The organism is Legionella santicrucis, from assembly GCF_001468135.1.
Lineage (GTDB): Bacteria > Pseudomonadota > Gammaproteobacteria > Legionellales > Legionellaceae > Legionella > Legionella santicrucis.
In genome coordinates, this window is record NZ_LNYU01000024.1 from 258,239 (window position 1) to 281,332 (window position 23,094).

Here is a 23,094-nt window from a genome sequence, read left to right on the forward strand (position 1 = left end):
TTTAAGGCGGCGATTAGTGGCGCAGGTACAGGCAATATTTGGGGAAATTATGGGGTGGATCAATATACACTTCAATACGAATTAGAGTTAGGAAAACCTTGGTCAAATCCTCAAATTTATATGAAACTCAGTTATCCTTTAATGAAGGCGAATCGTATTAAAACACCGACATTATTTATGTGTGCCAGAATGGATTTTAATGTGCCTTGTATCGGCTCTGAACAGTTATACCAAGCCTTAAGATCACAAAATATCCCTACGGAACTCGTTATTTATCCTCAACAATGTCATTCACTAGACAGGTATGATTTCGAAATGGATCGTTTGCAAAGAATTAAAGATTGGATAGGTTTTTATGTAAAATAAGTCGTGATTTGTTTTTATAATGAGAATCATTGTTACTGACCGTTCAGCCTGGGAAGCACAGCCATTGATTAAGGGTTTTGTCATGTTCGCGAAAGCGGAAATCCCTTTCTATAGGAGCATTGTGTCTTCATCAAAAACATGGGCTCCCGCTTTCGCGAGGATGACTATAATTCATTAAGTCAATGGCGGTTTTTTTTAGCCGAACGATCCAAGAATAGACTCCAGTACTTATAGATTAGTAACCATAATGCACTGTTCCTCCCTCTATAGGTGGGTATAATAATTCATCTTGAGAGGGAGCGGAGGGGAAATAGGCTACTGTATTTGTGTTACCAAAGAAATTACTGTTGCCACTGTAAGATGTTGATACACCCTGTGCTTTATTTAATACAAGACTCATTACATGTTGCTGCTCTTTCACTTTTTGATCCAGCTCAACCAAATATTTTTCTGATTTTTCTATCTTAGTGTTTAGCTCAGTCATTGTAGTTAAACTTAATTCATTAGTCTTTTTCCAATCTTTCATGAGCATGACATCATTTTTCTCAATGACCTGGCTATTTTGTTGCATTTGAATCTCACTGACGTATTTTTGATACTGATATCCTAGGGCAACTACTAGAGCAACAAGCGAAAGCATGGCTAGAGCTCCTGGAATAGTAAAAAATACAGGGCTAATAATTAATGTACTCACTATGCCACTACTTAATAAACTACTGGCACCACTAAAAAAAGAGACATAAAGTGCACTTCTTTTGTAACTTGCTGCGGATTCACTTTTTAGTTGTAAACGCATATTGTCTTCATTAAGTTCTTTATTCTGTTTTATCAGATGAGGTTTAGCAGTAAGATAGTTTTGTAGTTGTCGCGTGCACTCCAGCAAGCTTTTTTGCAATGAGCGTAGATTATGTTGCTCTTCATCTAATGAATGGATTAATACTTTTTCTTTTTCTGCCATTTCTGTTAGATTTTTCATCATGCCTACAATCATCTTTAACGCTGTTTGCTCATTGAACATCATTTGAGTGCTGTTTTCCGAGTGTTGCAATGCTAATTCCAGTTGAGTTAAATAAGTCTTATAACTCATTTCTGCTGCTTCACTCATTAATTGGGTACGTTGATTATCTAATTCACGAGCTTGGATTTCGATTTGTTGTTTCAATGCTTCAAGGCTTTTAGGAGATAATTGCTGAAGGTGGGGATCATAGGCATTTCTTGCTCTGTTTCTGGTGAGTCGCTCTTCGTTCCTTAGATGACGTTGTTGTTCATTTTCAGGGAAAACAATCTCCATTTGATGTTTTATTTCCTGATAACGTCTTTCTGACTCTTTTCTCTCTTGAAGGTACTGAGTTAAATTTTGTTCTTCTTTGGTTCGTTCGCTTTCTTTTGAATTAAGAAGATAAGCCAGTCTTTGACGCTCTTCAACCAGTCTATTTTCTTCTTGTAAAAGCCTATCCCATGTTTGTTGATCCTGTAATGGTGTCATCATAGCCGTGTGAGTATGAATGTTACCCTCTGGATATCGTATTTGGCGCTCATTACGGACTCTATCCAGATTGCTATTAATTCGGGAAATGCTTATTTTAAATTCATTATATTGTCTATTTATTTGGTTATAGTAGTGCTCTTGTTGTGCACATTTTGTTTCAAGTTGCTGAAGTGTGTTTTCTAAATTATATAACTCTCTATCATAATTGATTTTTAGAGTGCTTTCATTTTCCTGCTCTTGTTCATCGTTTATAGCTTCTTGAGAATCATGATTTATTTGTGATTCACAGGCGAGCTGAGTTAAGTAATTTATCATTGCTTGTTTATCGGAGTTACAGTGCTCGAAAAGTAAGGAGCTAATTGGATTAAGTACTCTTAATAGGGGTTTTCTTTCTAGAAGGTATTGCCGAAGAAGGTGGTAATTGGATTCGCTAATGACTGCTTTTGTTTGAGATTGAACTATATCATTGATAACGACTTCTGATAACGCCATGACTCGTGACTCCTCAGTAATAATATTATTAATACTAATTTTTGAAGCGACTGCTCAGGATGTGTTCACCTGATAATACGATGTATTTGTTGTGTCAGTGATAGGCCTCCTTTTAAGTTTGATGTTTAAAATTGAGGGCATTATGACAGACAAATGTTAAGGAATTGTTAAGTAATCGTTAAGAAATTGTTAATTTATTGTTAAGGAAGAACTTCATTTTGACTCATGCCATTATGAGTTAATGGGAAATCAAGTGGCTTATTAACGAGATACAGACATCTATAATCGAAGTTGTCTTATCAATGCTATAAGTTATAATCGAACGTTAGAATGATTAATAAGAGTTTAAAAATGAATAAAAACATTCTTAGTTGTTTTTTTGGTGGTATTTGTTTTTTTATATTGCAATTGTTACCTGGGATTACTTTTGCAGGGCAATCCGCCCATTACATTTCTTTATTAAAAGAAATGTTTGCCAAAGTCACTGTCGCAAAGAATGATAATGCTATTCCTTTATATTACGACAAGGATTTTAAATTATACTCCAATGGAAATACTATGGAGTACCAAGAGTTTTTGCAACTTCATCAGGCAATCTATAAAACACCTATTCAATATAAAATTCGATATGATGAGAAATCATTTGTAGAACAAGGGAATAAAGTTGCTGGGCGATTGTTTATCGCGACTAAAAAGCCCAATGAACCCGAACGAGAAATCGAAGTTATTTTAATCGCCGAATATAAAAAGAATAAGCTTCATCGTGTCTGGGAGCTTACTTATCCAGACTGGTCAAAAATGAAGCGTTTTAAAAAGAACGCTTAAATAATGAAGCGGAACATCTATCTCTAATCAGCATAAAGCATGTGCTTATGCCACATATCGATAATATCTATAGCGTCCCCACTAAATACTAGACAAGACACAAGTAAAGTGAGGTGAAGGAATGTACTCAAGTACATGGCTGAGCCGGACGAGCGTACAATGATGAATAGAACTTAGTAGTGCTGTATTAAATTTTTACTTAGAGTCTGTTGACAATTTGTCTTCCAATACCCCTACGTGCGGCGGCTTGTCCGCAAGATCCAGTAATCTTGATGAATATATATAAGTTTATTGCTCAAACGCAGATCTTTCTGGATTCCGCGGACAAGCCACAGGGTATTGGGCACTGAATTGTCAACAGCCCCAACCTTCGATAAAAAATTTATAAAGGTAATTTTTCTAGAGTTGCGTGTTTATTTCAACCTGTTTTATCAAAAATAGAATAAAAATAGTTTCTTTTTGTTGCAAATGAGAATCATTATCGTTTATATTGAAATGATAATTATTCTCATTTGAGTCCATCAGGGTAATGCAATGAGCCATTCATTATGATGAATAACAACTTAAACAGAAAACAAATGGAAGGATGGTGTATCTATGATTTTATCTAATTCCCACTTTAATGAGTTACGCTACCAATTACATTCATTATTATTGGAGATAGGCCTTCCTTTATCGTCCAAACAAATGGGTCGTTTCCTTCTTGTGTCTTATCAGCAGTGTTTTAATCGGTTACAAAGAGTAGCTCTTTTAGAGGGTTTAATTGATAAAGAAATAACAAGTCAATCGCTTACTTCTTATCTTGATTTTTTGCAGATTCATTCTAAAAATCAAAAAAACTATGGCAAACATTGGCACTTATTATATGAAGAATTAAATGAAAGTATTGCGAATCAAGCGCTGGCCCTTGCTTACCAATATCAATGGGATAAAGCGATTAAGCAGCATGCAACAAGACATTCAAATTTGTGGTCGTGGTTAATTGAACAGTTTAATCAGCAGCAGATACTTCATTTTTTAGAGCAATGGGGGTGTATAGGGCATCCCTCTCATCCTAATTTCCGTGCCAAAATAGGTTTCAATCGTAAAGAAGTGATGCAATATTCTCCTGAATTTAATTCTGAAGTGAGTATTTGTTGGGCAGCAGTCCATCATTCGCGTGCATTTACTTCCACGACTAAGACTGCTTTTCATTGGATATTTAGCAATCATTTTCCCAAGGAATATGGCTTGTGGAGTGATGCACTTCGAGCAAAGCAACTAAACCCGGACGATTATTACCCATTTCCGATGCACCCTTGGCAATGGAAAAATAAATTAAAAATGCTTGCTAAACCTTTGCTTGATACACATCAATTTGTGGTTAACTCTGTATATCAACCTACAAAACCCTCCATGTCGTTTCGTACTATGATGCCACTAACAAAACATGGCCCTCATCTTAAATTAGCTGTCGGTGTGCATACCACTTCCTCTTTGTGTACCGTTTCCCCAGCTTCTGTAAGTAACTCTGCCATACTTTCACAATGGATTAATGAATTACTTGCACAAAATCAATACTATAAGGGGCAATTATTTTTAGCACGTGATTTCGCGGGTATTAATACCTCAGATCCATCAATTCCGGATGATGAAAAGAAACATTTGGCGCTTATTGTACGTGAAAATCCTTTACAATGGATTAGACTAAACCAGAAACTTATACCTCTGGCAGCTCTCTTTAAACGTTCGCCACTAAGCAAAAAATCGTTATTGAGTGAACTTATAGCACTTAGTCATGGCAATCCCGTGGATTATTTTGTGGACTATTGTCGTTGTGTTTTGGCAAGCCAACTGCATTTATCATTATGTTATGGGATTGCCTTTGAAGCCCATCAACAAAACACCTTGGTTATTTTTCAAGCCAATCGCCCTTCAGGTCTGGTGATCCGTGATTTAAGAGGTGTTAAAATTTGCAGTCATTCCCTGTATGACAAGGTGAGCAAACCTACACTTCATCCTGATTCAACAATCATTCGTCCTGAGCTTGCTGAACTAACCAATAAATTTGTTGATAGCAATTTGCTCAGTAATTTAGCTTATGGAATTCATTGCTTAGCGGTAGATCATCATCTTACAAAGCCCTTCCTTTGGCAGAAAGTAAGACAAGTTTTAGATCAACTGTTAGACGAACTTAGGAGTGAATCTGAGCCACACATTCATCATTGGCATAGACAGCAATTGTTGACACAGCCTTGGCAACAAAAATGTTTGCTTACCTCGCGATTCCATGAAGACAAAAGCCAGGACTTATTTTCTATAATTAGAAATCCTTTAAGTAGAAGTTAACCCTAGGTTAGCTTCACTTAATGAGTTTTGTATTTGTTTTGTTGAAGGTAATGTAATTACTTTCTTTTTCCCTGCCAGCGCTTAATACTATCGATATCAATATCAAATAAATCGAGAACACGTCCTATACTATGGGTTACAATGTCATCGATTGTTTGTGGATTATTGTAAAATGCCGGTGTAGGGGGGGCAATAATGGCACCTATTTCTGTTGCTCGTTTCATATTTTCAATATGGCCAAGATGTAATGGTGTTTCTCGAACCATCAATACGAGCCGTCTGCGTTCTTTCAAAATAACATCTGCAGCACGAGTCAATAAATTTGAGGTTGTGCCACAAGCAATTTCTGCCAGCGTTCGCATGGAGCAAGGTGCGATAATCATTCCTGCAGTAATATAAGATCCACTCGAAATACATGCAGAGATGTCGTAAATTGGGTAATGTTTATCAGCAAGCTCAGCAAGATCAGTTGCAGAAAGTTCGGATTCACAAGCACGCGTTTGTTGGGCGGCTTTTGAAACAATGAGGTGGGTTTCATATTCTGTGTTCGCCAACAATTCAAGTAGCCGTATCCCATAAATAATTCCTGAAGCTCCAGTGATGCCAATGATAATACGTTTTTTTTTCATGCTTTAACTCGATATAAAATGCAGATGGATCTGATCATGTACTAAATGCAAGCAAGTTTTAAATCCTCAGATAGACTAGCAATGTTTTTCTTTTTTTCGTTAGAGAACAAGCCTGCCCCAGTTGCTAATAATCCCAAACCTCCCGTTGCCGTAGCTCCAGATGCTAAAAGCCCCACACCAGTTAATGCAAAAGAAACTCCTGCAATCATGACTGCTAACCCCAAAATCATCATTGCAAAACCCAAAGACTGCAACAATGGATTATTATTTTTGGAAAGTACATGAGCATTTTTTTGATATTCAAGTGCAAGTGCATGACGCTTGGGGCCTGGGGACATGGTTAATAGTTGCGTGGTTTGGAAGAGATGTTTGGTCAATGTTTCTGATTTTTCCCCTTGTGCATAAAGATCAAGAATTTTTTCTTTAACGGCAATGGCCTTGGCACGAAGTTCTGGATGAGTCATTCTGATGATGGTTTCATTAAGTTGACCTAATTCAGAATTAAAAGAATCATTTGCCTCTTCAAGTACTTTATAGAGTTCTTGATTGTATTCAGCGACGTAGCAGTATATTCCCAGCTTTTCTAACTCTGGATAATAATATTTGATGGCACTGATAAATTGAGCCGCGCTTTGTTTTTCTGGATTATTAAAAGCACCACATCCTGGCATGACAAAAACGGCAGCCACAGCTTGGTTGATTCCTTGCTCCTTAAAGTATTTTGCTCGGTTAATTGCTGTTTGACATTGAACGGCAATGCCTTTGGTCAATAAGATTCCTAGGGTGCCTTCTGCTTCAGGATGTTGTAAGACTTTATTGGATGTTGCGCGGGCATCCAAAGGAGAGGTTTCTACTTTCCGCAAATCAGGAGCTGCATAGTGCACAATAGTCATTGGCGTTCTTTCATTTTTTTGCAGCTGTTCTACTGTTTTTTCTACAGTGGTTAATCCGGTTGTATCGGTGAACCAATGTGAAGAAACAGAATCCCCTGCAACGGGTACTTCATAGACATTATTTTGCATATCAAAGTAGATGGGTAGTTCATTTTGTGGATTTGGATATGATTTTAATAAATCATTGAAGAACTCTTCTGATTCCAGATAGATTTCTTTTTTTTCAATCAATTTGGCACAAATAGTGAGTACCATTTTTAAATATCGCTTTTGGTAGTCCACAACATCAATTGGGAGGGGTGTATCCGAAAAAGCATATTGATTATTTTCGATATTACGCTGATGGACATTGCAAAAGTGCAACACCATTTTTAAAGCAGAATCAGTATAGCGAGAAAATAATTCTTCTACTGAACCACTCGAATATTTTGCTGCTCCATCTCGATGTGAGTTTGGTGCATTATCAGTGATCACGATGACTCCCTTATCATGCAATTGTTTGATTAACTGCAAGACATCCCCGTGAAATAATTGTATCCCCGATTGAAAGGAAGATTCGGATGTATTTGATTGAAGGTGGGTGGTTTCGATGAGTTCAACGTCGTATTCCAGAAGATTTAAGAATTTGGTCAAATTGCTTGTATCATCTAGGGCAGAAATCAATTGATTGATTGTTTCAAGTAAGGCAGACTCAGATGCAACGGAAACAGGTAATTGAGTTATTTCTTGGATCGTTGCTGAATTATTTTTTATTAACTGCCCCAAAAAGTAAATTTGACTGCACCAATACTGTTTTCTTGCTAAGTTTTGATGGGGTTTATAGTGAAGATTTGCGGCAAAATCAGCGAATGCATAATAACGACTTTTTTGAGCAGCATACATCTCATCTTGTGTTTTGGACGGGCCCAAGATAAGTGCTTCTGCTGTATTAAAACCTGCTTTAATGGCTCCAGAAAAAAATTGAAACATAGAAAGGATCCCTGCTCTCTGTAAAAAAGATTAAATATATCAAAAAATATACTAAAAGGTCAAATTTTAATATTTTGGATGACTATTAAGAAGCAAAATAAATCTGAGTGCGAAAGTCACTTAATCTGGCACAGCGCTCTTAAAAAATAATTGGCAGGGGGTTGGACTATGTGCTTTTTTGTGCACTTGCAGATATTATGAAGCCATGCAATGTTAAATGCGATGGGGCCCATCCATTAGTTAGATGAAAAAATTTGTTTCTGAGCCGCTTGTTCGTCGGCTTTAATAGTTTCTTTTTTCATTTGTTGCATTATACCTTTAAACATAGTTATGGATTCTGTTTTTTTAATGATGCCTAATTCTATAGCTGTTTTCTTAACCTCAGTATAAGATGTTGCTTCGCGAAAATTGAATCCGGTATTTACATGTAAAGCAGGTTCTAATGCATGAAAAAGTTGTGCACATTTTTTCTTGTCATTTAACGGTGGATTTGCGGAGCTTATTTCTTTTGTTATTAGGCCGTAAGCATGAGCTAAATCGGCTGTTTTTTTCACTGATTTAGCGTCCGTTCTTACCTCAAGCCTCAAAATTTCTGATTTAATTTTATCTTTTAAAATCTCATATGAATCTTTTTCTTTAGGCTCAATTAAAGCATTTTGTATTTTAAGGCGAGCTTCAGTATTATTTTGCGCTAAAATAGATAGCCCTTGAGTGAGTTGCCCGATAGTCATATTACGATCAATTACAGCATTATTTGAACCATCTTTAGAAAGAGGTAGTGTTCTTTCAGGCATAATACCCCAAAGATCGCGTAATAATTCAGTGGGTATCAGTTTATTCTTATTTTCTAATAAGCGCGCTTTATCCTCTGCGGAAAATACATAGAATGTTTTATTCTCTATATCTTCATTTTCGGGGAATAAGTTATTTACTGTAAAATTAAGTATTGTTTCATGTAAGTTAGAACTTTCTGTAGACATCACTTGAGCATCAACAGCTTTGGAAGCATAAAAGTCATCTAGATTTAAGAGTGCTTGCACTGCAGATACAGGGCAAATTTTATCCCTTAACGAGCATGCTTCATTATATACCGTTTTAGGATTAGTCGTGGTAAATCCTTTTGCAGGAGCGACTTCCGACACTACCCCATCTCTACCTGCCTTGAGTATAGTTAAAGCAGTACTCGAACAATTATGAGTATATAAGTCATAATGATACCCAGAATTCACTATTTTCCTCATTTGTGCGAGCATAGCAGCAGCATTAAGTTCGTTTGCTCCAGTTCCTAATGGAAGCTGTATTTCTGCGTCAGCTGGCCTACCACGACATAAGTAATCGTCTTGAGTACTAAAAAAGTAAAGACTATCCGTGGTAATTTGATTATTTTCATTTTGATATTGTTGGCATAAATTCTTTAATTTGGCTTTTAATTCCTCTAATTCGTTTGAGTCGGTTAAGATGAGAAGCTCATCTTTTATATTTTGAGGAATTTTTAGCTTCTCTATCTCTGTGGGCAAAATGCCAGGGTTAGAATCATTAACTTTTTCTAAAACAGATTTCAGTGCCTCTATTAACTGTATATTTTCGTCTGTCTTATCTTTTTGTAGCACTTTCTCTTTCAGAACTGATTGTTCTAATTTTAATTGGGCAACTTGCTCTTGTACTCTTTTTTTAATTTCAGACATATTAAGGATGTCATCTAGCTGTTCCCTAGAAAATTCTCCATTAGGTAGAACTATTCCTATTCTGTTAGCCGCAATCAAAATCGTTTTATTATCTGGGTGATAAAAATCAATGTGCTCCTTACCTCCTTTTAAAGCCTCACATTTTTTCTCTAATAGTTCCGCTGTTTTTAGTAAGTCTTCTCGATTTTCAATTTCCTTAACTTTAAGAATATACTGACCCTTAGAGGTAGAAAAATCTAGGGAGCGTCCTTTTTCGGTTAATGAGCAAGCTGGAAATACACGAATAATTCTTTTACTCGCTCTTCTTTCTTCAAGCTCTGAAACTTCTAGATAATGACTGTCTGTAGTATGATGTCCAGCTCTCTCATAACTCGTATCATCTTTATAAGAATAATTTAGAGAGAATGGGGCATTATTACTTGGTATGAAGCTAAATCTAATTACATACTCCATTTCTTCAGTGCCATCACTTTTTTTCTGTTTCTTTATTTCAACGGGAATTTGCGGATCTTTATAGCAAAACTCATTTACAAGTGCGACGTTGTCTGGACTACCTGGAAGCCTCATTTCAAGAGAAGCGTGCCCGATATTTTCTTTACGATAGCGAGCATCTAAAAAATTCATTAATCCAGAATTAGCGTCAGGATATGTTCCCCAGGTTTGCACTTTTACATGAGCTTGAGAACGATCAAATTTAGGCATAATTTTCTCCTAATAACAACTGTATTTATACTGATCATATTGGGTTGATATTAAGATAGCCTGTCATTCTAAGTGCAAGTTTAGTATAGGTTATGCTTAGATTGAATAAAGTCCATGTAGAAGGGTAAGTAGATAGAGAATTGAATAGTTAAATAATAGGCTCTTCTAAATTGGCTTTTATGCCTGAAAAAAAAGCATTTGGTAAGTAATGGATATTCTTTGTAGAATTTTCATAAGATAATTACTTTCTTTTAATCATTTTGTATTTTTATTACTCCAATCATTTATTACCATTTTCCATCCTCTGGCATTAGGTTATGGATAAAAGAGTCGTAGCTTATACGTCTATGCTTAAATAAACAGAACCATCACCAACATAAGAATAGTACTGTTGCTGATGTACATGATGTTTTTATTGTAGTCATATAGCGGCTTTCGCCGCTGTTATGTTTCATTATTTACCTTCCTATCAGGCAAATTGAAGAGGGGCAAGTTGATCATCATATTCTAAATACGCTTCAGCTTGAGATTTAAATTTAGAAAATTCATTTGTTCTTATCGCATATAAAGCTTTCATAGCATCTAGTCCAGTATGACCACCATATACCCCAAAGGATGCACTTGCGCCAAATTGGTTCTCGCCTTTATTTATCATAAAATCAATACCTAATTTAGAGTCTTTAGCAAACCAATCTTCATCTTTGCGTGTCTCGTGATTATAAAATTTCGTACTGGATTGCGGCCTGGAGGTAAATGGTGGCGGAGGATTCCAATGAAAATCCCTAGAGCAATATTCATAGACAACATGCATTGGAAGCTTTCTTTGAACCCCACCAACACCTTCTATCCATTGCTTCTTACTAGCCTCCCAATCTACCTCTGGTAAGTTTAAAGAATCCCATTGGATTTGTAGCTCTTTTATGATAGTGCCCTGAAAATCAAAATGATTCTCGGTAATTGTTTTCCCATCAAGATTATAAGTTACACCGTCTGTACAGACTTTATCATATTGAAAAAGTAACTCTGCTAATACTTTTTTCCCTTCTTCATCTTTAGGTATGCTCTCAAGCATCATTGTCCACATATGTTTATCTAAAGCCCAAAGTGCATATTCGAAGCCACTTATAGACTGAAATTCTCGACCGGAGCAGTCGACTACTCTTTCTCTTTTGAGCATTAAATTTATATCATTTTTTAATAGCTCTTTAACCTCATCATACTGGCTACGTACGACATAGTGCAGTAGTTTGTAAACATCAGCCAGCGGCTTAAATAAAGTCTGGTGTTTGTTTGAAACCATAGAAAGGTTCACCCAATCAGCGGTTGATAATCTTTGTGATGGATTAAGATGAAAATCCACAAGATTTAATGCATCAGGAGTTAATAAATCGTGTACTGATTCATTTTTGATTTCTTGTGGCGATTCATCAAAAGAGTTAATTTTATTTTCCATATTTTTCTCGCTGTTTGATGCTAAAATAGCGTGTATCCCTATTTGAAACCAGAATTCGACGATATAAAAGCTATGTGGATATGAGATAAAGAGGATTTTTACTAAAAAAAGCAATAAAATCAAATGCTTTATCCTTTTATTAAGAACTTTAAGCCTGTTAGCCAAAATTCTAGCCCTGGCCAGATGAAATTGAACTAAAGTGATGGTTTATTTTCAGAAAGCTCCTGAATTGATTTCAAAGAAACTTCATAACAATCGATTTTAGGGTACCGCAAAATGTGAACCTACATGTTAAATTTCTAAAAATCCAAGTTCATTTGATATCAACATGATTCATAATAAATACTTTTTGATTTTATCTTGTTGTAAAAGTATTGCATAAGCCAATTTGATCGTATAAATTACATTTTAGGTCAAATAATAACTAAAGGAATAATATTATGCCAACCTATTTCGATCCGATTATGCAAGAAGATACGTTACTGGACGAAAATACCTGCGTCTATTTGGTGAAGCTCGGTGATACTACATTCAGTATTAAAGGAGTTTCGTCTGGGTTAGAAAAATTGCCCAGTGATCCAACGACTCAAGCAACTGAGTATTGGCCGGTTCCAATAAAAACGTTAATGGGACTTCTAGAGGAGCAAGCTCTCTTTGAAGGCGATAAATTAACTACAAAACCTTTGTCACTAGAACAAGTTATAAAATTTTTTGATTTTGATCCTAATAAGGTAAAGCCTAATTCATTTAATAATGCTATTAAAGAGGAGTTAAAAAATGAATGGGCTGAACAGACAATGCGAGATTTACTAAGACAAGAAGGAGCAATTCCCCATACTTTTTTCTACCGTCCTATATTGATTCAAGAGTTTCGTGCCAATCATGTTCCTCAGGAAGAACAGATCCCCAGTCAACTCATTCCTGCTATTGCAGTATTCCATATGATACCGCAGTCAGTTGGTGATGAAGGTGAGCCAACTCAAGTATTTTTACAGATGTTCATCATGCTTATGAATCAAGAAGAAGATGCATCTGATGAACATGAAGAAGTAAATACTCATCAGTTACATTAAATTGAGAAAAAGTATCAATGAGATCCAACATATGATCATTGGTTTTGATATGTATTTTATGATTTGTGAAGCCATTGTTTTCTTATTTTATATCGAACTGATTTTATTTAGAACTGGCTCCCTTATAAATACGGCGCATTTTATGGGATAACGTTCATTTAGCGACGTCAAAACCTGGAAATGTCTTGACGTTGGACTCACGTTTATAAAATTTCAAGATAGACAGATAATCCTCTAGCATGTGCTCCACAGTTTGTGGATAGGAGAAGTAGGCTTGAATTTGACCTTGAGGATTAATTAGCACTAGATCCATACTGTGATTTAATGGGTTTTGTGAATTAGTATTTAAATGTAATATTTTTTGTAAATGAAGCACTTCATCTATATTGGTACGAGCTCCAATAAAGGCTGGATTGAACGCATGAACAAAAGTTTTAATTTTATTTATCGTGTCGTTTTTAGGATCAACGGAAATAAAAATAACCATTGGTCGTTTTGTAGTTGGTATTTGCTGATATAATTTATTTAACTGAGATAGTGTTGTAGGGCAAATTGACTGGCAACTGGTAAATCCGAAATAAAGAAGTGACCAATGACCTATAAGCCGTTTTTGAGTTAATAACTGCTGCTGTGTGTCTATTAATTTAAAATCATTTAACGCCAAGGCATGAGGCAAATAAACACCATGGATTTGAATGTTGGCAGTGTTTCTATAAAAACCAAAGTAATAAACTAGAGCAATAATTAATATAAAATCAATAAAAAGAAATAAGAAAAATTTTCTTATTAAAGTTCTTTTATTTATCATGTGCTTAAGTTAATAACATAGGCATGAAACATACTATGCTATGATAGTTCTAAGTCAATGACAAGCATTAAAAAAGCAATTAAAGAGATTGTAATGTGTTGTTATTGATAGTACTTATATGGTTAAGGTGAGTTTCGTATTAGAGCACATGATTTTACTACGAGTTGTTTTAGAGGGAGACTGGATCTAAATAGATTCTTTAGCCGAAACTTACGTTAAGATTAGGGAATAGAAGACTACTGAGGACTTATGCTAGAGAATTATTTTCAGCTCACCTCTTCGCCTGCCAATGAGTTATTTGGCAATTATGATTGGCGATTAGTTGCTTTATCATACATCGTAGCAGTTTTTGCTTCTTATATTGCACTGGACTTTACGGATAGATTACGTGATGTAGGTAATACTCGTTTTTCCTCAATGCTGTGGCTACTGGGTGGTTCAATTGCGATGGGCGCTGGAATTTGGGCCATGCATTTTGTCGGGATGTTGTCATTCAGTATTCCTGGCGTGACGCTACGATATGATTTGTTTTGGACAGTGATATCGCTATTGGTTGCGATCTCAGCTTCTGGATTTGCATTATTTTTATTAAAACGCTCTATATTAAATGCCATACACATTATTGCTGGAGGGGTGGTTTTGGGATTAGCTATCGCTTCCATGCATTATACAGGCATGGAAGCGATGTTAATTTCATTAGATATTCGCTATTTGCCCAACATTTTCCTTATATCGATCTTGATTGCTATTATTGCTTCACTTGCGGCTATTTTATTAGCGATTCAAAGCAGTAGATCCATTTTGAGATTGCGATATCGAATTAAAATCATTAGCGCCATTATTATGGGAGTTGCGATTTCTGGAATGCATTATACAGCAATGGCTGCTTCTATTTTCACCCCACTTTGTGAGCCAGTTTTAAATGTTTCTGGAGGCTTAGATCCGGCCTTATTATCTATGGCTGTTGCTTCAGTGACACTGCTGATCTTATGTGTGGCATTTTTTGCATCAAGCTATAAAGAATCTCTCAATCAGCAACAGTATGAACGTGCACGTGAATTAGGTATGGCAGAAATTTCCTCAAGCGTCTTACATAATGTAGGTAATGTATTAAACAGCGTTAATATTTCAGCAGATAGGCTTATTGAAACAATAACTGGATCCCCCATGATTGGGATAGAAAAAATAGCTCATTTATTAAATGAACATAAGGAACATTTAGGCGAGTATGTTACTCAGGATCCACGTGGAGTCTATACGTTAGAATTTATTAATCAGTTGGCTGACTCCTATCAAACAGAAAGAACAATGATTGCTACTGAACTCAATGATTTAAAAAACAGTATCTTGCTTATAAAAAATATTATTTCCACTCAGCAGGACTTATCAAGAACAATAGAATTGAGTCAAATGCTCTCTGTAAACGAGCTTTTAGACGAAGCATTATTAATTACGGGTGTTAATTTAAAAGAAATTCATGTAATTAAAAAATATGAAAAGATAAAGTTGGGCTTGTTTGATAAGGTTAAATTATTACAATTATTTGTTAATTTAGTTCAGAATGCAAAAAACGCATTACTGGAAGCGGAAACCAAGAAAAAAATCCTTACCATTAAAACAAGGCATATGAGTAGTAGGACGATTGCAATAGAATTTAGCGATACTGGGATTGGTATTCGTCCAGAACATATCAATCGAATTTTTAATTTTGGATTTACAACGAGAGAAAATGGACATGGCTTTGGATTGCATACCAGCGCTCTTGCTATTCATGATTTAGGTGGAAAAATTAGTGTTAAAAGCGAAGGAATCAACCAAGGAGCGACGTTTATTGTAGAATTACCTTTACATGTTTGAGCTATTTAAAGTTCATTATTTTTGATTTTTTTAAGCAAAGTCTCCATTTTTTTAGCACTTATAGGATGGCTAAAATAATATCCTTGGAGTTTATCGCAATGCTGAGTTTTTAAAAAATTGACTTGAAGAAGGTTCTCAACGCCTTCTGCTACTACATCAAATGATAAGCTGTTTGCAAGAGAAATGATTGCTTTCACTATAATGGCATCGTTTTGATTTTCATTAATATCTTGCATAAATGATTGATCAATTTTTAATTGGTCAATTGGAAGTGCACGTAAATAACCTAAACAGGAGTTTCCAGTACCAAAATCATCTAATACAATTTTAATGCCTAAGTTTTTTAATTCTTTAATCGATTCGGCTACCGTAGCATTTCTGATAAGGACATTTTCAGTCACTTCAATTTCTAGATATTCCGGTAAAAGTCCGGATTCATTTAGGATTCTTTTTACCATTTGAACAAAATCTGGCTGCATAAATTGTTTCGTTGCGACATTTACTGCTATAGAAAATGGAGGAAAGCCCTTGTCTTGCCATGCTTTATTTTGAATACAGGCTGTTCTTAACACCCATTCTCCAATAGGGACAATTAAGCCAGTATCTTCAGCTAATGGAATGAAATCCATAGGGAGCAAAATACCTTCTCTGGGATGTTGCCATCGAATTAAGGCTTCGACAGCAATTAATTGCTCTGTTTTAACATCATATTGGGGTTGGTATTCTAAGTAAAGCTCATTGGAAAGTAATGCTTTTCGTAATGCCGATTCTTTCTCTAATCTCTCGAGAGATTGCTGGTTTAGCTTCGCAGAATAAAATTGGTATTGATTTCCCCCTAAGGCTTTTGCGTTATACATTGCTAAATCAGCATTGCGGATCAGTTCTTCTACGTTCGAACCATCTTGTGGATAAATACTAATACCCATGCTTGCAGTAATCAAAATTTCTCTATTAGTTATAGTAATTGCTTTTGTAATTGCCGCTAATATTTTGTCGCATATTGTCATGATATCTTCAGGCTTTTTTAGCGACTCAGATAGTAAAATGAAAATAAACTCATCACCACTTAAGCGTGCAATCGTATCTTCTTCGCGCATGATTTCTTTTAATCGCGAAGAAATTTCCTTGAGTAATGAGTCTCCTGCTGCATGACTAAAACTATCATTTATTAGCTTAAACCGATCTAAATCAATAAATATCACTGCGAATAAACTATTTATTCGTTGCGCATGGTTCATGGCATGACGAATTCTGTCAAAAAGGAGCAGGCGATTGGGTAATTCAGTTAATGCATCATGGGTAGCCTGGAATTCCAATTTCGCGGTCAAACTGATTCTTTCACTGATGTCTTGAAAGGACCAAACTCTGCCGACTATTTTTTTATTCATTTTCTGTAGTTGTGAATAGCATTCAAAAAATCGACCATCTTTCAGTTGTAAGGTGGTTGTTTCAGTGGTTTCTGGATTTAGCTGGATTTTTTGAATTTGTTCTTGAAATTTATTAGCGTCAAGTAATTTATCCTGAATATATATTTGGATCTTATCATAGTCTTTACCATCAATGAGTTCGCGAGATAATGACCACATATCTATGAAGTTTTGATTCCAATCAACAACTTTATTTTCATTATTTACTACAACAATCCCATTGATGGAGGATTCCAAAGTAGCTCGGGTTAGTGAGAGTGATTTCTGTAGCATAATGGTGCGATCTTTGACTGTTTTTTCGAGTACATTCATATTGGCTTTAATGTTTTGCATTAATTCCCATTTCTTGGTGAGTGCATAAGTCAATTGTCGAACAGCTACCGAATCAAATGGTTTTTTTAGAATTAACAAACTGTCAGTCATACCTAATTTTTCAATCGTTTCTTCCCAAGAATAATCTGAATAGGCTGTGCAGATTACAATTTGAATATCCTTATCTAATGCCCAAATATGTTTAATGGTTTCAATACCATCCCAACCAGGCGGCATGCGGATATCGACAAACGCAAGTGCATATGGGGTCCCTTGAGCAAGCGCTTTTTCAATTCTTTCGACACCTTCATGTCCTTGTGATGCCATATCAATCTGGAACGTAGGAAATTTAGGGTGCACTTTTTTTAAGTTATTACCAAACAATATCTTATTTAATTTATCTAACTTAGAGCTAGGTTGCTCGAAAGTCAGTATTTTTTTGAAGTCTTGATGAATCGCTAAGTTATCATCAATAACCATTATTCTTAAAGCATTATTACTCTCTCCCCGCATTTTATTGTCCTTTACTACATCAATATAAACTACTCACTGGATTCTTTTATTATGGTTCATTTTTTTGAAATTTTCCTATGCGATCTTGATGTATCTTGATTAGGATATAGGATAGGCTTCATTAAATTCAGATATGAATCCATATAACAATGCTATTTTTGAAGAGCACTAAAAAATTGCAGTATCTGTTGAGGAGTTAATAGTGGTTACAAGAGTAGCTATTGCTTGACAATTTATTGTCTAATACTACTTACTAAGTTCTATACATTGCTGCAAGCTTGCTTGGCTGAGTACTTCTTCACCTCACTTTACTTGCGCTTTGTCTAGAACTTAGTGGAGTATGCTATACTTTTACAACGATTTTTCCAATTTGTTCATTAGATTCCATATAGTGATGTGCCTCAACGATTTGATCTAAAGAAAAAGTACGCGCAATACTAGGCTTAAAATCTCCTTGTTTAATATGCTCAAAAATGTATTTTTCTGCTTCTTTCCTTAAATGGGGATCAGTACTGAGTTCAAACAAAGTATAACCACGTATTGTAAGACCTTTGCTTAAAGCAGCAAAAAGAGGGTAAGGCATAGGTTCGTTGGACAAATTACCATAAACAAAAATAATTCCCTTGTCTGCTGCTGCTTCTGCAAGCTTTTCGATATCCTTTCCGGCAACAGGATCAAAAATGATTCGTGCCCCTTGACCTTTAGTAATTTCTTTTACACGAGAGGGTAAATCTTCATCATTTGTAACAATCACATAATCAGCCCCAAGCTTGAGTAATTCTTCTTTTTTTGCTTGAGTTCTGGTTGTTGCAATACTTATTGCTCCTTGGGCACGTGTAATCTCAATTGCCGCTATGCCAACACTACTACTGGCTGCTGTAATTAAAACATAGTCTCCTTTCGAAACTTTACCATAGTGAATAAGAGCGCCATAGGCGGTCATGTATTGCATCCAAATAGAAGTTGCTTCGACGAAAGAAAGTTTTTCAGGATAAGCTGCAAGGGCATAAGCAGGTAATATAGCTACTTCACCATAAACACCGTATTTTCCTAAATCAAAACAAGGTACAGAACTCAATTTCATGCCGAGCATCTTCTGATCAACACCAGGTCCTACAGCTTCAACAATACCTGATGCTTCATAACCAATTTTAGAGGGGAATTTAGGTGTAACCAGATATTGTCCGAGACGAAACATGACTTCTGCTCGATTTAAACCAATTGCATGTACGCGTAATCGTACTTCTCCATTATCAGGTTCTGGTAAAGCCATTTCTTCTAGTTTTAATACTTCTGGATTACCTGTTTGATGAAAACGTACTATTTTTGCGGTTGTATTTGACATCATATTTCCTTATATCAATAAATAGAATAATTGGATACTGAATTGATTTGAATAAAGTTGGATTATATCTCAAATTAAGTAAATAGGATCTTTTCTTTTTTGTTTCTATTATGAAAGATGGATCTTTTAAAATGGACATTAATAGTTAATTATTTGATCAAGTTGAAATGATTTAAATCTTTTCTTATACTAACCAGAGGCATAAATCCATTGGTTTTTTTGTATTTATACATTGCTAATAGTGCTTAATTTTATAAAAATGAATAAACAATAAGCAACTTTAGAGCGAAAGTAATGAAAATTTGTTGATTTAGATCTCATCTTATGTAAACCTTGTGCCCCTATGAGTAGGAAATTAATTTACACAATATGCGGTATTAGTTGTCTTACGATAAGTTTCGTTGGGCTGTCGCTTTATAAGCATAATAGGCTTCAAGTTCAAGAGAAACCGCTGAATCCTAAAAAAGTGATTATTAAAACCGAACCTGTCAAGACAGCCGAACTCGTCAAAACAGCTTTGGTGGAAAATAATGCGCTTAAGAGTGCTAAAAAGATTGTTGAAAGCACTCCGTATAAGCACGCCTTAAAAAAAGTTAGCATCGAAAAGACTGATTCGAAAACTGTTACTTCGAAAAAGGTAATTATAAAAAGAAAAAATATAGCTTTAACAAAAGTATCTTTTGAAGAATTACCTGGTTGGGATCAGGCAGATGTTAAAAAATCTTTATTAGCATTTCAAACCTCATGCAAAGTGTTTTTGAAGCAGGAACCTTCTCATCCAATTGGTACCCGACATATCAATTTAAAAGCTCGAGATTGGTATCCAGTGTGTAAAGCTGCTTTGGCACTTGATTCTACCTCGGAAGATTCAGCAAAAATATTTTTTGAAAAATGGTTTCATCCTATTGAATTGAAACAGAGAAAATCTTCTCAAAGTTTATTTACGGGCTATTATATGCCACAAATAAAGGGAAACTTAAAGAAAAGCCCTAAGTACAATACACCCATTTATGGACTGCCTAAAGAAGGTTCAACCTCATATACTCGTGCACAAATAGATAATGGTGCTCTTAAAAAGAAAGCACCGGTGATTGCGTGGATTCATAGCCCTGCTGAGCGGCTTTTTTTAGAAATCGAAGGTGCGGGTGTTATCCAACTGCCTAATGGCGAGAACATCTATTTGGGGTATGCTGGCGAGAATGGTGCTCCTTATACGTCAATTGCCAAGATAATGATAAACCAAGGGCTTATGTCTCGAGATACCGCATCGAAAGCAGCGATTATACGCTATTTGGAGGAACATCCTGAAAAAGCAAAAAATATTCTCCATAAAAATAAATCTTTTGTTTTTTTTGAAGATGTAAAGAAACCTATGGCTCTTGGAGTCCAAGGAATGGCTCTTACACCAGGTTACTCTTTAGCGGTGGATAGAAAATGGATCCCGCTTGGTGCGCCTTTATGGTTAGATACAACTCGACCTGATAAAAATCAAGAGGATGAAAAACAATTGCAACGCCTTATGATTGCTCAAGACACAGGTGGTGCGATTCGCGGATTTATGCGAGGCGATATTTATTGGGGTTCAGGAAAACTTGCCACATTTCTAGGTGAGCATATGAAGAATGAAGGTCAATATTGGTTATTATTGCCTAAATATATTTTCAATCGACTCGCTAAAAAATCAGTTTAAAAGTATTTTTAGGTTAGGTTTGTTTACAAACCTTAAAATCAAACAGAAAAATGCTTTTATATGCCTTCTTTATAAAGTATAAATTCTGGTTTTATCCTTTAAATTCAATGAGATTTTTTACTTATTTTTGTAATTCGTAATTTTTCTGTAAAGACGTTATTTGTTAATTAATCCTTAAGCTTTGTTGTCTTAAACTGAAAAAAAGCCAAGAGGAGACTACTATGTCAAACAAAAAACTAACCGAGCGTTTGAACAGAGAGCTAGATGAACTTGGTGTCCCTGCCTTAATGACAGAGCGAGTTCATGTATGTGCTACACTATTTCAAGTTCCAAAATTTAAAATTGAAGCTTTATTAAATGGTGTTGTTGTTTTAGATCCTGAGTCTATGCAAAAAATCGCTAATGAATTAGAGGTAAGTATGGGCTGGTTAATGGGTGAGGAAGAAAGAACAACAACCCATTAATCAGTATCAATGAACCTATTAGCTGGCAATATGACTCTGTTCTAATAAAATAGTTCGATATAAGATATTATATCGAACTTATATAAATTCAGATTAAGAAGAGCTTCACAAAATACATCAATTACTTTTAAGGATCTGGATTTCTTGAGAGGGTTCTTTAACCCAAAGTAATAAAAGAGAACCTACTAATAAATAAACAGGCAATAGTGCTAGAGCCATGTGATAACTAGAGAGAGAAAACTGATGGATACCATTAACGGTATGGCCATCCCATCCCATATCCAATAATTTTCCGATAAGAGGCTCTGTTAGGGCATCAAAAAGAGCATCACTGGTATTGATCATGGCAATAACCGTCGCTGTCAATGCCACAGAGTTTATTTCTTTTCCCATGGCAAAAACCAGCATAAACGCGCCAAGTCCAAAACCAAATATAAATAACAGTACACTTAAAGTTGCAGTGGATAATGTCTGGCTATATAGAACTAATATTAGGGCCGCAGTTGATGCTAAGGTACTAAACAACATGACATAACGTCGATTGCCTAAACGATCGGATAACATTCCTAGGATAGGACTTCCCAGACCTAAACCTACAAAAACTAGTGATAACAGAGAGGATGATTGTGTTTTACTTAAGTGATAAGCTTCTTCTAAAAATGGGTTTCCCCAAAGCCCACCAAATACAGCAACAGGTGAGAAAGCAAGCCCACTGTATAAGGTCAGCAGCCAATTTTGTTTGCTCTTAAGCACCTGAACTACATCTTTAAATGAAATTGGTGTTTTGGGGGTTGTTATTTTTAAAGAGCTTGGGCGATCGCGTACTACCATAAAAAAGAAACAGGATAGGATAACTCCAGAAATTCCTACACTGAATAAGCAGTGACGCCAGCCAAAATGATCAATAAGCCAAGCCAAAGGGGCTTGACCAAAAACCGCACCGGCCATAGCTGCTGTGGCTAAAAGTCCGCTTACGAAGGCATATTGTTGAGGAGAAAACCAGTCCGCTGCGAGTTTCATATAAGAGACTGTCGCAAAGGCAACCCCAACGCCCATTAATGCACGAGCTATAATTGCTACAGATAAGGTTTCTGCGGTTGAAAATAAAAGCACACCTATGGCACAGCAAAAAATAGCAGCTGATGTAAAACGACGAGTACTGTACTTATCTAGCAAAATACCGACAAACAATTGAGTAACCATATAGGAATAATAAAAAGTGGCAGCTAAGTTTCCAAGTCCTGCGCCTGTCAAATGAAATTGCTTCATTAATGGTTCAGTGATAATGCTGGGAAAAATTTGTAAAACATATTTATAAAAAAGAAAACCTGCGGCTAAACTGATAACAACAATAGGGTAGGCTAAAACAGACTTTGCATTGTTCTTTTCTAAAGACATTAACATAATTATCTCTCTTTAATAGGGTTAAAGTGTTCGCTGAATGAAAAGACTTACTGAGCGAGCGTGGTCTTGGAGAGATCCTGCCTTAACGGGCTTATATGGTATTGTTCGCTCACCGTTAAGACAGGCGAATAATGTTAATATTTTGAATAATGTTTTTAAAAAAAGAGGGGAAAAGAGGAGAAATCACAGCACACCAGTCGTTACTGGTACAAGACAACGTTGTGGTGCTGTTTACATTTGTCATTGAGAACTCGATTACAATTCAAAAATATGAACCTTGAAAAATCCTAACACATGAATAAATAGTTTACAACTATTGTTTTTTTTCTTCATTTTGTTTTTGTATGAAAAATACGAGAAATCTGTGGCA

The 23,094-nt window shown here is 35.6% G+C and carries 17 protein-coding genes; 8 read left to right on the top strand and 9 right to left on the bottom strand.

Annotation, left to right across the window (positions count from 1 at the left end; all coding sequences use genetic code 11):
* The coding region (locus Lsan_RS22865; RefSeq protein ID WP_237762054.1) for an alpha/beta hydrolase family protein at window positions 1–366 on the top strand (366 nt) is incomplete at its 5' end.
* 235 nt (window positions 367–601) lie between these two features.
* Here Lsan_RS22865 and Lsan_RS05885 read toward each other — a convergent pair.
* A complete protein-coding gene (locus tag Lsan_RS05885; protein WP_058513569.1) occupies window positions 602–2,347 on the bottom strand; it encodes a hypothetical protein in 1,746 nt (581 codons plus the stop codon).
* A gap of 351 nt (window positions 2,348–2,698) precedes the next feature.
* On the opposite strand from Lsan_RS05885, the gene Lsan_RS05890 reads away from it, so the two are divergent.
* Both Lsan_RS05890 and Lsan_RS05895 read left to right on the top strand, forming a co-directional pair.
* A complete protein-coding gene (locus Lsan_RS05890) occupies window positions 2,699–3,172 on the top strand; it encodes a hypothetical protein (RefSeq protein WP_058513570.1) in 474 nt (157 codons plus the stop codon).
* 597 nt (window positions 3,173–3,769) lie between these two features.
* Window positions 3,770–5,500, top strand: coding sequence for an IucA/IucC family protein (locus tag Lsan_RS05895; protein ID WP_058513571.1), 1,731 nt, complete (start codon window positions 3,770–3,772; stop codon window positions 5,498–5,500).
* Window positions 5,501–5,556: 56 nt separating this feature from the next.
* Here the strand turns inward: Lsan_RS05895 and Lsan_RS05900 are convergent, their stop codons facing one another.
* The 4 genes from Lsan_RS05900 to Lsan_RS05915 form a co-directional block, all read right to left on the bottom strand.
* A complete protein-coding gene (locus tag Lsan_RS05900; RefSeq protein WP_058513572.1) occupies window positions 5,557–6,129 on the bottom strand; it encodes a UbiX family flavin prenyltransferase in 573 nt (190 codons plus the stop codon).
* Window positions 6,130–6,170: 41 nt separating this feature from the next.
* Window positions 6,171–7,991 carry a hypothetical protein gene (locus Lsan_RS05905; RefSeq protein ID WP_058513573.1) on the bottom strand — a complete coding sequence of 607 codons (1,821 nt, stop codon included), beginning with the start codon at window positions 7,989–7,991 and terminating at the stop codon, window positions 6,171–6,173.
* Between the two features lie 236 nt (window positions 7,992–8,227).
* Window positions 8,228–10,378 carry a hypothetical protein gene (locus Lsan_RS05910; protein WP_058513574.1) on the bottom strand — a complete coding sequence of 717 codons (2,151 nt, stop codon included), beginning with the start codon at window positions 10,376–10,378 and terminating at the stop codon, window positions 8,228–8,230.
* A 469-nt stretch (window positions 10,379–10,847) separates the two neighbouring features.
* Window positions 10,848–11,831: a hypothetical protein gene (locus tag Lsan_RS05915; protein ID WP_065236285.1), complete on the bottom strand. Its 984-nt coding sequence runs from the start codon at window positions 11,829–11,831 to the stop codon at window positions 10,848–10,850.
* A 440-nt stretch (window positions 11,832–12,271) separates the two neighbouring features.
* On the opposite strand from Lsan_RS05915, the gene Lsan_RS05920 reads away from it, so the two are divergent.
* Complete coding sequence (locus Lsan_RS05920; RefSeq protein WP_058513575.1) at window positions 12,272–12,904, top strand: hypothetical protein; 633 nt, start codon at window positions 12,272–12,274, stop codon at window positions 12,902–12,904.
* A 154-nt stretch (window positions 12,905–13,058) separates the two neighbouring features.
* On the opposite strand, the gene Lsan_RS05925 is transcribed toward Lsan_RS05920, so the two are convergent.
* On the bottom strand, window positions 13,059–13,712 hold the full coding sequence (locus Lsan_RS05925) for an SCO family protein (RefSeq protein ID WP_058513576.1): 654 nt from the start codon (window positions 13,710–13,712) through the stop codon (window positions 13,059–13,061).
* Between the two features lie 249 nt (window positions 13,713–13,961).
* Here Lsan_RS05925 and Lsan_RS05930 point away from each other — a divergent pair, with 249 nt between their 5' ends.
* Entirely contained in the window at window positions 13,962–15,569 is a 1,608-nt protein-coding gene (locus Lsan_RS05930; protein ID WP_058513577.1) for an MHYT domain-containing protein, read from the top strand.
* Window positions 15,570–15,574: 5 nt separating this feature from the next.
* Here Lsan_RS05930 and Lsan_RS05935 read toward each other — a convergent pair whose 3' ends face one another.
* Together Lsan_RS05935 and Lsan_RS05940 are read right to left on the bottom strand one after the other, a co-directional pair.
* Window positions 15,575–17,821, bottom strand: coding sequence for a two-component system response regulator (locus Lsan_RS05935; protein ID WP_058513578.1), 2,247 nt, complete (start codon window positions 17,819–17,821; stop codon window positions 15,575–15,577).
* Between the two features lie 343 nt (window positions 17,822–18,164).
* Window positions 18,165–19,166, bottom strand: a complete 1,002-nt coding sequence (locus tag Lsan_RS05940; RefSeq protein WP_058513579.1) for a zinc-dependent alcohol dehydrogenase family protein — start codon at window positions 19,164–19,166, stop codon at window positions 18,165–18,167.
* Window positions 19,167–19,509: 343 nt separating this feature from the next.
* Between Lsan_RS05940 and mltA the strand changes: the two genes are divergently transcribed.
* Both mltA and Lsan_RS05950 read left to right on the top strand, forming a co-directional pair.
* Window positions 19,510–20,856, top strand: coding sequence for a murein transglycosylase A (gene mltA, locus Lsan_RS05945; RefSeq protein WP_237762055.1), 1,347 nt, complete (start codon window positions 19,510–19,512; stop codon window positions 20,854–20,856).
* Window positions 20,857–21,077: 221 nt separating this feature from the next.
* Window positions 21,078–21,320: a hypothetical protein gene (locus Lsan_RS05950; protein ID WP_058513580.1), complete on the top strand. Its 243-nt coding sequence runs from the start codon at window positions 21,078–21,080 to the stop codon at window positions 21,318–21,320.
* Window positions 21,321–21,437: 117 nt separating this feature from the next.
* On the opposite strand, the gene Lsan_RS05955 is transcribed toward Lsan_RS05950, so the two are convergent.
* Entirely contained in the window at window positions 21,438–22,724 is a 1,287-nt protein-coding gene (locus Lsan_RS05955; protein ID WP_058513581.1) for an MFS transporter, read from the bottom strand.
* Between the two features lie 37 nt (window positions 22,725–22,761).
* Here Lsan_RS05955 and Lsan_RS21975 point away from each other — a divergent pair, with 37 nt between their 5' ends.
* Window positions 22,762–22,971, top strand: coding sequence for a hypothetical protein (locus Lsan_RS21975; RefSeq protein WP_133134212.1), 210 nt, complete (start codon window positions 22,762–22,764; stop codon window positions 22,969–22,971).
* Window positions 22,972–23,094: the final 123 nt, after the last annotated feature.

What these genes read in the sequence shown, in the direction of transcription:
- Lsan_RS05885 (WP_058513569.1), bottom strand. Translation starts at nt 2,347, where the DNA reads ATGGCGTTATCAGAAGTCGTTATCAATGATATAGTTCAATCTCAAACA.
- Lsan_RS05890 (WP_058513570.1), top strand. Translation starts at nt 2,699, where the DNA reads ATGAATAAAAACATTCTTAGTTGTTTTTTTGGTGGTATTTGTTTTTTT.
- Lsan_RS05895 (WP_058513571.1), top strand. Translation starts at nt 3,770, where the DNA reads ATGATTTTATCTAATTCCCACTTTAATGAGTTACGCTACCAATTACAT.
- Lsan_RS05900 (WP_058513572.1), bottom strand. Translation starts at nt 6,129, where the DNA reads ATGAAAAAAAAACGTATTATCATTGGCATCACTGGAGCTTCAGGAATT.
- Lsan_RS05905 (WP_058513573.1), bottom strand. Translation starts at nt 7,991, where the DNA reads ATGTTTCAATTTTTTTCTGGAGCCATTAAAGCAGGTTTTAATACAGCA.
- Lsan_RS05910 (WP_058513574.1), bottom strand. Translation starts at nt 10,378, where the DNA reads ATGCCTAAATTTGATCGTTCTCAAGCTCATGTAAAAGTGCAAACCTGG.
- Lsan_RS05915 (WP_065236285.1), bottom strand. Translation starts at nt 11,831, where the DNA reads ATGGAAAATAAAATTAACTCTTTTGATGAATCGCCACAAGAAATCAAA.
- Lsan_RS05920 (WP_058513575.1), top strand. Translation starts at nt 12,272, where the DNA reads ATGCCAACCTATTTCGATCCGATTATGCAAGAAGATACGTTACTGGAC.
- Lsan_RS05925 (WP_058513576.1), bottom strand. Translation starts at nt 13,712, where the DNA reads ATGATAAATAAAAGAACTTTAATAAGAAAATTTTTCTTATTTCTTTTT.
- Lsan_RS05930 (WP_058513577.1), top strand. Translation starts at nt 13,962, where the DNA reads ATGCTAGAGAATTATTTTCAGCTCACCTCTTCGCCTGCCAATGAGTTA.
- Lsan_RS05935 (WP_058513578.1), bottom strand. Translation starts at nt 17,821, where the DNA reads ATGCGGGGAGAGAGTAATAATGCTTTAAGAATAATGGTTATTGATGAT.
- Lsan_RS05940 (WP_058513579.1), bottom strand. Translation starts at nt 19,166, where the DNA reads ATGTCAAATACAACCGCAAAAATAGTACGTTTTCATCAAACAGGTAAT.
- mltA (WP_237762055.1), top strand. Translation starts at nt 19,510, where the DNA reads ATGAGTAGGAAATTAATTTACACAATATGCGGTATTAGTTGTCTTACG.
- Lsan_RS05950 (WP_058513580.1), top strand. Translation starts at nt 21,078, where the DNA reads ATGTCAAACAAAAAACTAACCGAGCGTTTGAACAGAGAGCTAGATGAA.
- Lsan_RS05955 (WP_058513581.1), bottom strand. Translation starts at nt 22,724, where the DNA reads ATGTTAATGTCTTTAGAAAAGAACAATGCAAAGTCTGTTTTAGCCTAC.
- Lsan_RS21975 (WP_133134212.1), top strand. Translation starts at nt 22,762, where the DNA reads ATGAAAAGACTTACTGAGCGAGCGTGGTCTTGGAGAGATCCTGCCTTA.